Raw genomic sequence first — 12,524 nt, 5'->3', positions numbered from 1 at the left:
TATGTCTGGCATCAATCTGGTCTTGCTCTCAAAGGAACTACCTCGACGAGGAGGTAATTCATATATTACTGGCTGTGTTATCGGCACGCTGTTGAATTCTCAAAGAACACGCGCTCACCGGTTCCAGTCTCCGTTTCCGGAGGCTTTCTCTCGGGGCTTGTGTTGAAAGCTTAGCCAGTTCGTTTTCGCTTTGTCAAATCGGCCGTTTCGGTCTCTTTGGCGCCGCGCAAACTCGCTTCGCATTCAGTTTTTGCTTGGTTCAGAAGTTATCTGAGAAGCTTTTCCGGTGTCAAATCGGGGTCATTTTCAGATCCCGGACAGCACGGTAGGCCGTTCATTTACTTCTGGGGGTTTGACGCCGTGAGACTTTACCCGGCCCGATCCGCGGTGTCAACCGCTCGTTCCGGGGTCTCGCTTGCGACTTGGAGAAAGTTACTCACGGGGAGATCCAAAGTCAAATCGCCTGGTCAGCGGGCTGCTTGATCGGCACCGACGGGGATGGAGCAGCCTGCTTGGCCCCGACCGGACGCGGTCGCAGCCACAGGGTGATGGAGCGAAGACCCTCCATCGCCCGCACGATCTGGTCCGGCGAAGCGGCCTGACCGGTCACCAACGGCACCAGGTCGTAGCCCCAGACGCCGAACTCCTTCAGGACCGTCACCGGATCGTCACCGAATTCGGCAGTCGCGGTCGCCGAGAACTCCAGGAGCACCTGCGGCCGGTCACGGCGCAACAGCCGGACGAGTCCCGCGAGCGCGCGATGTCCACGTCCAGGCGTGTCGACCCGCACGACGGAAAGTTTCATGCCCTGCACCAGGGCGATCTCTTCGAGTTCCTTGTCCAGGCGCACCGACCGCACCCGAGCAACGTCCTCGCCGGCATCCGCGGCCAGCGGCGAGACGGACACACCACCGGTCAACGTCGGTGCGACGGCCAGTTCGCCGGCGCTCTCCCACGCCGCACCCTCGATCACGGTCAGACGAGAGGCAACAGCAGCAGGCAGGTTCGACGAGACGTTGTGCTTCAACAGCGCCGCGGCACCGGCGTCCGGTTCAACGGCGACAACCGCGCCCATCAGCCCGAGCCGCGACAACACCCTGATCGAGTGGTACCCGACGTACGCGCCGACATCGAGGAAGATCCCGTCCGGCTCGACCAGCGAGTCGAGCAGCGCCGCGAGCTCCGGTTCCCACACGCCGTTGGACGACAACAGCGGAAGCATGAACGCGTCGTCGGCGGGCAGCCGCATCATGCCCGCGTCGCACAACACCAACGACGAACGCACCGCGGGCGCGTCACCAGCGGTCTCGTGCTGACGCACCACCACACGCCGCAACGCGTCCGCGGTCTGTTGTGCCTGGTTCGCGGCACGGATCGCGGAGTCCAACCGCGTGTCGCGCTCTCGGAACACCTCGACGACCTTGGACTCCAACGAGTCGATGCGGTCCAACGTCCGATCGAGCGCCACGGTCAGCTTGTCGATCCGCTCGGCCAGGACGTCGTCCGCCTTCGCGCGCTTGGCCGCCTCACCGATGACCGCGTCCTCGATGTCCCGCAGCCGGCGTCCCTGACCGGCCATGTCCGCGCGCACGCGCACGACCCCGTCGTCGACGCCGATCAGCTGGTCGCCGAAGTGCGACTGGCGTTCCGCGACCTGCTCGACCTCGGCGCGCAGCAGCTCCAGCTCGCCCGCACCGACTCCGGCCTTCAGCGCGTCCTGCCGGTTGACCAGCTCGGACACCGTGCGCTCGACCCCGTCGATCAAGGTGTGCAGCACCTGGCGCATGTGGTTGTCGTAGTGGTCCAACGCGCGCAACACGACCTTGCGCAACGCGGGTGCCATCGGCGTCCGATGAGGGCCGTCCACGTTGGGCTGGCGCAGTAACGCGTGCTTGGCCGACTGCAGCGCGAGCATCGGGTCGACCTCGGGCTTCGGCTTCGGCCGGCGGGCCCGCCATCCCCGGTACGAGTGCTCGACGCGTTCACGAAGGATCTCGCTCACCCGCGCGACCGACCGCACCGACAGCATGTGGTCACGGCCGGCCGCACCCAGCGCGGCCGCGGTCGGCAGGTCGTCGGCCAGCGAGCGCAGCAGCTTCGCGGCCGCCTGCACGTCGGGTTCGGAGCCCTGGTGACACGGCACGAGAACAGCCGTCTTGCCAAACAGCTCCGCGACGGCACCGTGGTCGGACGCCACCACGGGAACCCCGCGCACGGCCAGGTTGGCCAGGCGCAGCGCGATCCGGTCGTCCGCCCCACCGCGGTGCAACGACACCACGGCATCGGCGGTCAGACACGCGTCCTCGTCCTCGACCAGGGAAATCCGCTGGTCTGAGGAGGTGGCGAGGCGCAGTCGCTCGGCGGCCTCGGGGTGGTCGAACGACCCGGACACCGCGATTCGCAGCTCGACGTCCGAACGGTCCGGGAACGCGCTCAAGAACGCCGACACCGCACCCAGCACGTTGCCGGGCCGGTCGAGAGCGTGGTCCGCGATCGCCGCGAACACCACCACTTCGCCGGACTCGTGCTCACGCGCGCCAACGTCGTGCACCGGCACGGGCACCACACGCACGATGGGCCCGCCGATGCGTTCCGCGGCAGCGCGCGACACGTCCGACGACAACCAAAGCTCGTTCACGCCGGTGCGGTCGTCCGCGGCGTTGGCGTCCAACGCGACTTCGACGACAAACCGTCCGGCAGGCACCTCGTCCGCGGCAGAAGTCCTCACCACAACGGGATAACCAGCGGAAGTCGACACCGGCAGCCCGGACGCACGGGCGGCGGCGAGCATCAGCTCCGCCAACGGTCCGGAACCCACGACGGACACGCCGAGCTGGTCGAGCAGCGCGGGTCCTTCTTCCCGGGGCTGCGGCACGGCCGGCGCGGGCAACCGCCCGGAAGCCACGCCCACCCCGGCACACCACTCGCGCCAGGCGTCCGCGTCCGCACCGAAAGGCGCGGGGAACTGTTCCTGCAACGACGAGTCAGCACGCCACACGGCGTCGGCCCAGCGCGTGCCACCGTTCACGGTCGGCTCGCACGCCCAGATGAGGAACCCACCACCACCGTCTTCACCGAACGCCGGCAGCGGAGTCGGCGAAGCGGCCCGGTAGTCGGCACGCAGCTCGGACGGGATCTGCGTCCCGTCGATCAGCGAGTCGAACCGGTACGGCACGGGCTGCACGCTCCAGCCACATCGCACCAGTTCGGCGCGGTAGGCGGTGCACAGCTCGGCGATCTCCGGGTGTTCCGAGAGCAGCACACGGGGCCGTTCCGCGAAGTCAGCGGACAGCAGCCACGGCCGGCGCGGGTCGAACCCGCGGAAGTGCACGGTCAGCAGGTCCTGCCCGACGACGGCCAGCGTCCCGGACTCGGTGCGGTGCAACGGCCTGTCCGCCACGTTCCACGCCGACACGCCGACCCGTGCGTCGCGCACGACGAAGTGCGGCACGATCGCGGGCATGTCCAGCGAGGTCAGATAGGGCTCGGAGCCTTCGCCGACCGCGATGAAACCGGGGTCGAACGCACCCAGTTCGTGCAGCTCGGCAGGCCCCGGCTGCAGACCGTCGGACGGCAACGGCCGCAACGTGCGTGGCAGTAACACGACCGGTGCGGTGCGCAACGCCTCCAGGACGAGCTTCGTGAGCGACCCGAACACCTGGACCCACGGGTCGAGGTACAGCACGGGCATGCCCTGCGACAGCAACGCCTCGAGCAGCCTCGGCAGCATCGCGGCCTTCAGCTCAGCAGCGTCCAGTGAGGTCGCGAGCACGCGCAGCTCGACCTCGGACACGCCGATCTCCAGCGGCGTGATCAGCCCTGGTCCCGAGTGTTCCGGCTGCGCGTCCACGATCAGCGCGACGAACCGGCCCTCCGGGTGTTCCGCGAGGAACGAGCTGGACAGGACCTTGACCGCGGGCAGTTCCGCCGCCGTGGCGACCGTGCACGCGCAGATCGTCGGCTGGAACTCGGGCACATCTGTCACGGAGAGCAACGTATCGGCCTCACAGCACCGGAAGAAGAGTGCGCAACTCGTACGGGGTGACGCTACGACGGTACGCGTCCCACTCCGTCCTCTTGTTGCGCAGGAAGAAGTCGTAGACGTGCTCGCCCAGCGCCTCGGGGAGCAGCTCCGAGTTCTCCATCTCGGTGAGCGCCTCACCGAGGTTCTGCGGCAGGTTCGCGTAGCCAGCGGCACGGCGTTCGCGGTCGGTCAGCGACCACACGTCGTCCTCGGCGGGCGGCGGCAGTTCGTAGCCCTTCTCGATGCCCTTGAGCCCGGCGGCCAGGATCACCGAGTAGGCGAGGTACGGGTTGCACGCGGAGTCCAGCGAACGGACCTCGACGCGGCGCGACGACGACTTGCCCGGCGAGTACATCGGCACCCGGACCAGCGCCGAGCGGTTCGCGTGACCCCAGCACACGGCCGTGGGGGCTTCACCGCCGACGATCAGCCGCTTGTACGAGTTGACCCACTGGTTCGTGACGCCGGAGATCTCACGCGCGTGCTTGAGGATGCCCGCGACGAACTGCTTGCCGATGTCGCTGAGCTGGTACGGGTCCTCGTCGTCGTAGAAGGCGTTGCGGTCGCCCTCGAACAGCGAGAAGTGCGTGTGCATGCCCGACCCGGGCTGGTCGGAGAACGGCTTGGGCATGAACGAGGCGCGCACAGCCTGCGTGATCGCGACCTCCTTCACCACGTAGCGGAAGGTCATGACGTTGTCCGCCATGGTCAGCGCGTCGGCGTAGCGCAGGTCGATCTCCTGCTGGCCGGGCGCGCCCTCGTGGTGGCTGAACTCGACGGAGATGCCCATCGCCTCCAGCGCCTCGATGGCGTGGCGGCGGAAGTGCGTGGCCGTCTCGTGCGAGGTCTGGTCGAAGAAGCCGCCGTTGTCCGCGGGCTCCGGCTCGCTGCCGTCCGCGGGCAGGCCCTTGAGCAGGAAGAACTCGATCTCCGGGTGCACGTAGCAGGTGAACCCGGCCTCGCTGGCCTTCGACAGCGTCCTGCGCAGCACGTGCCGCGGGTCGGCCCACGACGGGGAGCCGTCCGGCATGGTGATGTCGCAGTACATGCGTGCCGAGTAGTTCGAGCCGTCCGGTGTCTGCCACGGCAGCACCTGGAACGTGGCGGGGTCCGGCTTCGCGACCATGTCCGACTCGTAGACGCGGGCGAAACCCTCGATCGCCGAGCCGTCGAACCCGATGCCCTCGCTGAATGCGCCCTCGAGCTCGGCCGGCGCGACCGCCACGGACTTCAAGAAGCCCAGGACGTCGGTGAACCAGAGCCGGACGAACCGGATGTCGCGTTCCTCGAGCGTGCGGAGCACGAACTCCTGCTGGCGGTCCATAGGGCGCAGCTTAAGGGCTGGAGAGTCTCTACGATCAACGCATGTCCGCCCGTTGGTTGTTGGTTTGCGCACTCGCCCTGCTCACGAGCTGCACGTCCGGTGGAGATCTCCCCGATGGTGCGACGTTGCTCTCGAAGTCGGCGGAGTCGATGCGCTCGGTCAAGAGCGTCCACTTCACCCTCAAGGTGGACGGTGAGCTCCCGGACGTGCCGGTGAAGGAGGCCGACGGCGACCTCACGTCGGCCGGTGACTCCAAGGGCACCGCCAAGGTGACGTTCGCCGGGCAGCTGTTGTCCATCGAGTACGTGCTGACCGGCGGAAACCTGCACTTCAAGGGCCCGACGGGTGGCTACACGAAGCTGCCGGCCGCGTTCGCGGGCCAGGTCTACGACCCGTCGGCGATCCTGAACCCCGAGAAGGGCGTGGCCAAGGTCCTGGCCTCCTCGAAGGACGCGAAGACGAAGTCATCCGGTGACGTGTCGGTGGTCGAGGCGACGGTGCCGAAGGACGTGGCGTCCGGCCTGGTGCCGGGCATCTCCGCGGACGTGAAGGCGACGTTCTCGATCGACAAGGACAACAAGCTCAAGAGCGCGTTGTTCGAGCTGCCCGGTGGTCAGAAGGTCGACATCGGACTGACCGACTTCGACAAGCCCGTCACGGTCACGGCGCCTGCGTAGTGCTGGCGAGGAAACGATGAGGAAAGTCGCTCTCGCCGCGTCCGGCGCGGCCGTGCTGCTGGGCGCGCTCGACGCGTACGTCGTCGTCGGTGTCCTCACGGACATGGTGCGCGACCTCGGCATCGCGGTGAACGACCTGGAAGAGGCGACGCCGATCGTCACCGGGTACCTGCTCGGGTACGTGGCGGGCATGCCGTTGCTCGGCCAGCTGTCGGACCGATTCGGCCGGCGGTTCGTGCTGCAGGTGTCGCTGCTCGGGTTCCTGGTCGGCTCGGTGATCACGGCGCTGGCCGCCGACGTGCCGCTGCTGGTCGCCGGACGCGTGGTGCAGGGCCTGGCCGGCGGTGCTTTGCTGCCGGTCACGATGGCGCTGGTCGCGGACCTGTGGGAAGAGAACAAACGGTCCACCGCTCTCGGGACCGTTGGTGCCGCACAAGAGCTGGGGTCTGTTCTCGGCACGCTGTACGGCATCGCGGTCGCGTCACTGTTCAACGCGTTGCCGTTGTTCGAGGCGTGGGAGCCGCAGAGCTGGCGATGGGTGTTCTGGGTGAACGTCCCGTTGGCGGTCATCGCGATGGTGATCGTGCAACGGTCCGTGCCGAACACACGGCGACCCGTCCGCATCGACGTCGTGGGCGGGGTGCTGCTCGCGCTCGCGTTGTCGTTGCTGGTGGTGGCGCTCTACAACCCGAAGCCCGAGGAGTCCTTGCTGCCGTCCTGGGGCTGGCCGCTGCTCATCGGCGCGTTCGTGGTTCTCGCGGCGTTCTTCGTGTGGGAACGCCGTACTGCCGTGCGGCTCATCGATCCCGAAGGTGTGCAGTGGCGGCCGTTCTGGGCGGTGCTCGGGGTGTCGCTCGCCGCCGGTGCCGCGTTGATGGTGACGCTGGTCGACGTGGAGTTGTTCGCGCAGACCGTGTTGCGCCGCGACTCGGCGGCCGCGGCGACCCTGCTCACCCGGTTCCTGATCGCGTTGCCGGTCGGGGCCGTCCTGGGTGGATTCCTCGCATCGCGATTCGGCGACCGCTGGGTGTCCTTCGGTGGACTCGCGATCGCATCGGTTTCGTACGTGTTCATCGCTCAGTGGCCCGCTGACGTCAGCGGGCTCGTCCTCACGCGTGACCTGGCCATCGCCGGTTTCGGGCTGGGCCTGGTCATCGCGCCGTTGTCCGGTGCTGTGCTGCGTGTTGTGCCGTCAGTGCGTCACGGCGTGGCGTCGGCGTTCGTCGTCGTCGCGCGCATGACGGGCATGCTCGTGGGTGTGGCGGCGTTGTCCGCGTGGGGACTTCACCGGTTCCGCGAGCTCACGGCTGGTCTCAACACCCCAGTGCCGTGGGGTGTCGAGAAAACCGTGTACGCGCAGCAGTTGGCCGAGTACCAGCGCAGGCTCACCGAGGCGCTGCTCACCGAATACCACGAGATCTTCCTGATCACGGCGGTGATCTGCGCGCTCGGGGCGCTGGGCTCAGTCCTGCTGCCAGGTCGTCGTCAGCAGACGGAATCCGTTTCCGGCAGCCTCAAGTCCGCCAGGTAGTTGGTACCCACACCGTCCACACAGCCGATGCCAGCCAGGAACGCCGTGTGCTGGTTTCCGTTGTACGTCAGCAAACGCGCCCCAAGTGCCTGCGCGAGGTCCACGCCGGACTGGTAGGGCGTCGCCGGGTCGCCGGTCGTCGAGATCACCAGCACCTGCGGCAGCCCGCTCACGTTCGGCGCATGTGGTTCCGACGTGTGCGGGGCCGGCCAGAACGCGCACGGGCCGAGCGCGGTCTCGTCGGTGGGGATCGTGTCGTTGCCCAGGAGTTCCAGCAGCCTCCGACGGTTGGACTCCAGGGTGGCACGGTCCTTGATCGGCGGTTCGTCGACGCAGCGGATGGCCACGAACGCGTCCTGGATGCGGCTGTAGGTGCCGTCCGGGGCGCGGCCGAGGTACTGGTCCGCGAGCTGGAGCAGGGTGGTGCCCTTGTTCTGCTTCAGCTCCTGCAGGCCCTTGAGCGCCGTCTCCCACAGCCGGTCCGAGTACATCGCCTGGATGAGGGCGGTGTTCGCGTCCGAGTGGGACAGCTTGCGGTCGCCGACCTGCATCGGGGTCTTCTTGAGCGGCTCGATCATCTGCCGGAACTTGGACTCGGCGGTGGCCGCGTCCCTCCCGATAGGACAGTCGCGTTGCGCGCACCAGCCCGCGAACCGCTGGAACGACTCGTCGAAGCCCTGCGCCTGACGTGCCGACGCGGCCACCTTGTCGCTGTTGGCCTCCACCGCGCCGTCGAGCACCATCGCGCGCACGTTGCGAGGGAACATCTCGGCGTACAACGTGCCGATGCGCGTGCCGTAGGAGTAGCCGAGGTAGCTCAGCTTCTTCTCCCCCAGCGCGCCGCGCAGCACGTCGACGTCACGCACGACGTCCCGGGTGCCGACGTTGCGCAGCAGGTTGATGCCGCTGCGTTCGGCGCACCGGTCGACGAAGAACTTGTTCTCCTGTTCGGTCTGGTTCGCGCTCTCACCCTTGGGCCGCAGCCGTTGCGCGTCACGTTCCGCGTCGGTCAGGCACTGCACGCGGGGCTGGCTCGCCCCGACGCCGCGCGGGTCGAAGCCCACCACGTCGAACCGCTTGCCGACCGGGTTGTTCGGCTGCATGTTCGCGACGTGCGCCATGCCCGAACCACCCGGACCGCCGGGGTTCACCACCAGGGAACCGACCCTCCGATCCTTTTCGGTGGCGGGCCGGCGCAGCAGTCCGACGGTGATCGTCCCCGCGTCCGGATTCCCGTAGTCGAGAGGAACGTGCAGTCGCGCGCACTGGATGCCCTCGCGCTCGTACAGGCCCTTGCTCTTCGCGTCGATCGCGTAGGGCTGGCACGCACCCCACGACAACACCTGCTCGTAGAAGCGCGCCAGCCCCTTGCGCGCGGCGACGGGGCTGCCGTCGATGCGCGCGTAGGACGTGGACGTGCCGAGCAGAACGATCAAGGCGAACAGGGCCGCAGTGACTCGGGATCGCCTCTTCGTCATTAGGCGCACCGGGTTCCGTCGGCGGGCAATGTCTGGTCGATCAGGTACTTCACGCCGGCGTTGTCCACGCACCCCACGCCCTGCAGGAAGACCGTGTGCTGGACACCTTCGTAGGTGAGCAGCCGCGAGTTGAGCGCTTTGGCCAGGTTCACGCCGGCCTCGTACGGCGTGGCGGGGTCACCGGTCGTGGAGATGACCAGCAGCGGCGGGATGCCGTCGGCCTTGGGCGGACCCGTGCGGGCGCTCACCGGGGCAGGCCAGAACGCGCACGAGTCGAGCGCCGCACCAGGAGGGTTGCCGTCGTCGAGGAACGGCGCCGCCTCCTTGTACTTCTTCGCGGTGTCCAACAGCGCGTTCTTGTCCGTCAGCCGTTGGTCGTCAACGCAGTGCACAGCGTTGAACGAGTCGGTGATCGTCGAGTAGTTGCCCTGGTCATCACGGTCGAGGTAGGCGTCGGCGAGGCTGATCAGCACCCGGCCGCGGCCGTTCTTGAGCTCCTTGAGGCCGTCCAGCAGCAGAGGCCACAGCTGCTCCGAGTACAACGCCTGGATCGCGGCGGTGATCGCGTCGTTGTAGGAGAGTTTGCGGTCCCCGACGGTGACCGGCTTCTCGATCAACGGTGTCGTGAGCTGGCGAAAGCTCGTGTTGGCATCGTCACCGAGCGGGCAATCGCCCTTCTCCCGACACCACTTCACGAACTCGTTGAACGCTTTCTGGAAGCCGGCGCCCTGAGCGACCAGCGACGCGAGCTGGTCCTGTGTCGGGTCGACGGCGCCGTCGAGGATGAGTGCGCGCACGTTCTGGGGGAAGGTCTCGGCGTACTCGGTGCCTATGCGGGTGCCGTACGAGTAGCCGACATAGCTCAGCTTCGCGTCGCCGAGCGCAGAGCGAAGGACATCCATGTCCTTAACTACGTCCCGCGTGCCCAAGTTGGCGAGCATTGAAGCCCCGAATTTTGTACCGGCCGCACACTTCTCGGCATATGCCTTGTTCTCTTGCTCCGTTTGGGCGATTCCAGCCGGACTCGTGTCGATGTCAAGGTCCAAACGTTCCGCATCGCGCTCCGGTCCGGTCAGACATTTGACCGCCGGTTCGCTCGCGCCGACACCCCGCGGGTCGAACCCGACAAGATCAAACCGCTTGGCGAGCTCGGTCTTGCGGTAGTCCGAGACCATGCCAGCGGCCGCCGCCATGCCGGACGCACCTGGCCCGCCGGGGTTGATCAACAGCGAGCCGATCTTCTGCCCGGTCGCCTTGTACCGGAGCACGCCGACGGTGATCGTGTCGCCGTCCGGCTTCGCGTAATCGAGCGGAACCTGCAGACGGGTGCACTCGACGTCGCGCTTGCTCCCAAAGGCCGACCGACTCGACCCGGTGGTCGCGAACGGCGCGCAGTCCTGCCAGCCGAGCTGCTGACCGTAGAACTTCTCCAGTCCGGCGGGGACTGTTCCGGCCGGTCCCGCCTTCTCGAGGGACACGCCAGGCTTGGCCGCCCCCTCGATGATCGACGTGCAGGACGCGACAAGGGGAATGACGAGCAACACGCTCAAGAGACGGACCACAGCCCGATGGTATGGGAGATGATGAGGGCATGCCGCAGCTTCGGATCGCGCTCGCCCAGGTCAACGCCACTGTCGGCGACCTCGAGGGCAACGCTTCGTTGGTCGTGGAATGGTCTCGCAAAGCCCGCGAAGGCGGCGCGCACCTCGTCGTCTTCCCCGAAATGGTCCTGACCGGCTACCCGGTGGAAGACCTGGCGATCCGCACGTCCTTCGCCCGCGCCTCCGCCGAAGCCCTGGAAAACCTCGCAGGCACCCTCAACGAGTCCGGCTTGGGCGACATCGCCGCGTTCGTCGGCTACCTGGAACACGACTCCGTGGGCCCGCGCAACGCCGTAGCCGTGCTGCAGGGCGGGCGTGTCATGGCCAAGCAGAGCAAGCACCACCTGCCCAACTACGGCGTCTTCGACGAGCGGCGTTACTTCAAGCCCGGCTCGTCCCTGGACATCCTGCGCATCAACGGCGTCGAAGTCGGCATGGTGATCTGCGAGGACCTCTGGCAGGACGGCGGCCCGATCACCGCACTAGGCGACGCCGGCGTAGACCTCGTGGTCTCCCCGAACGCCTCCCCGTACGAACGCAACAAGGACGACCAACGCCTCCCCCTGGTAGTCCGCCGCGCCGCCGAAGCAGGCGCACCCCTCGCCTACTGCAACCTGGTGGGCGGCCAGGACGAACTGGTCTTCGACGGCGACTCCCTGGTAGTAGCCGCCGACGGCCAACTGATCGGCCGCGCCCCGCAGTTCGTAGAGCACCTGATGTTCGTCGACTTCGACCTCCCCGCCGACAAGTCCTACGAACAGGGCCAGATCGGCGACTTCTACGTACGCCGCGTCTTCCTCTCCGACGCCGTACCGGCCTACGACCCCCTGCCCACCCCCCGCGTCTTCGAGCCACTGTCCGACGAGGCAGAGGTCTGGCACGCCCTGGTAACCGGCCTACGCGACTACGTGCACAAAAACGGCTTCCGCTCCGTAGTCCTAGGCCTCTCCGGCGGCATCGACTCAGCCGTAGTGGCCGCCCTGGCCGTAGACGCCCTGGGCGCCGACTCCGTCTACTGCGTGTCGATGCCCTCCTCCTACTCCTCCGAACACTCCCGTTCGGACGCCTCCGACATGGCCACGCGCACCGGCCTGCACTTCACCACCGAGCCAATCGGCGACATGGTCTCCACCTACGTCGAGCAACTCAAACTCACCGGCCTGGCCGAAGAAAACATCCAGGCCCGCTGCCGAGGCATGCTCCTGATGGCCCTGTCCAACCAACACGGCCACCTCGTCCTGGCCACCGGCAACAAGTCCGAACTGGCCGTCGGCTACTCCACCATCTACGGCGACGCCGTAGGCGGCTACGCCCCGATCAAGGACGTCTTCAAAACCCTCGTCTGGGCCTTGGCCCGCTGGCGCAACGACGAGGCGGAAAAGCGCGGCGAGGTGCCGCCGATCCCAGAAAACTCGATCACCAAGCCCCCGTCAGCAGAACTGCGCCCAGGCCAGGTAGACACCGACTCACTCCCGGACTACGAGCTCCTCGACGACCTGCTGACCCGCTACGTAGACGGCGACCGGGGATACGACGACCTGCTGGCCGCAGGCTTCGCCCCCGAACTGGTCGACAAGGTGCTGCGCATGGTCGACAAGGCCGAGTACAAGCGCCGCCAGTACCCGCCAGGCACAAAAATCTCGAACAAGGCCTTCGGACGAGACCGCCGCCTCCCCATCACCAACGGCTGGCGCGAGGGCTAGTCCCTCCCTCCCCCGCGAAGCCGAAGGCAAGCGGCGATGGCGAAGCCGAGCCGACCCGATGGCGAAGCCGAGGCGTCTTCCGGAGCGCAAGCTCCCGGCGGTGGGGTCCCGTCACGAGTCGCACCACAGCCCTTGCCGCGCACGAGGAGGGGTGTCAACTCGACACGCTTTTCGTCGAGTTGACAC

The 12,524-nt window shown here is 67.4% G+C and carries 7 protein-coding genes; 3 read left to right on the top strand and 4 right to left on the bottom strand.

Annotated elements, in window-relative coordinates:
• Nucleotides 1-454: 454 nt before the first annotated feature.
• Nucleotides 455-3,985: an FkbM family methyltransferase gene (locus ACWGE0_RS45095; protein ID WP_452267000.1), complete on the bottom strand. Its 3,531-nt coding sequence runs from the start codon at nucleotides 3,983-3,985 to the stop codon at nucleotides 455-457.
• Between the two features lie 19 nt (nucleotides 3,986-4,004).
• The gene (gene glnA, locus ACWGE0_RS45090; RefSeq protein WP_452266999.1) at nucleotides 4,005-5,348 is read right to left on the bottom strand and encodes a type I glutamate--ammonia ligase; all 1,344 of its coding nucleotides are present in this window, start codon (nucleotides 5,346-5,348) and stop codon (nucleotides 4,005-4,007) included.
• 41 nt (nucleotides 5,349-5,389) lie between these two features.
• Here glnA and ACWGE0_RS45085 point away from each other — a divergent pair, with 41 nt between their 5' ends.
• Together ACWGE0_RS45085 and ACWGE0_RS45080 are read left to right on the top strand one after the other, a co-directional pair.
• Entirely contained in the window at nucleotides 5,390-6,025 is a 636-nt protein-coding gene (locus ACWGE0_RS45085) for an LppX_LprAFG lipoprotein (RefSeq protein WP_452266998.1), read from the top strand.
• A gap of 16 nt (nucleotides 6,026-6,041) precedes the next feature.
• The gene (locus ACWGE0_RS45080) at nucleotides 6,042-7,556 is read left to right on the top strand and encodes an MFS transporter (protein WP_452266997.1); all 1,515 of its coding nucleotides are present in this window, start codon (nucleotides 6,042-6,044) and stop codon (nucleotides 7,554-7,556) included.
• Here the strand turns inward: ACWGE0_RS45080 and ACWGE0_RS45075 are convergent.
• The gene (locus ACWGE0_RS45075; protein WP_452266996.1) at nucleotides 7,511-8,992 is read right to left on the bottom strand and encodes an alpha/beta hydrolase; all 1,482 of its coding nucleotides are present in this window, start codon (nucleotides 8,990-8,992) and stop codon (nucleotides 7,511-7,513) included. The two genes, ACWGE0_RS45080 and ACWGE0_RS45075, sit on opposite strands and share 46 nt — an antisense overlap.
• Before the next feature lie 41 nt (nucleotides 8,993-9,033).
• Entirely contained in the window at nucleotides 9,034-10,596 is a 1,563-nt protein-coding gene (locus ACWGE0_RS45070; RefSeq protein WP_452266995.1) for an alpha/beta hydrolase, read from the bottom strand.
• Nucleotides 10,597-10,625: 29 nt separating this feature from the next.
• On the opposite strand from ACWGE0_RS45070, the gene ACWGE0_RS45065 reads away from it, so the two are divergent.
• A complete protein-coding gene (locus ACWGE0_RS45065; RefSeq protein ID WP_452266994.1) occupies nucleotides 10,626-12,338 on the top strand; it encodes an NAD+ synthase in 1,713 nt (570 codons plus the stop codon).
• Nucleotides 12,339-12,524 lie beyond the last annotated feature (186 nt).

Source organism: Lentzea sp. NPDC054927 (assembly GCF_053610285.1).
This window is presented reverse-complemented; position numbering and strand designations above follow the sequence as displayed.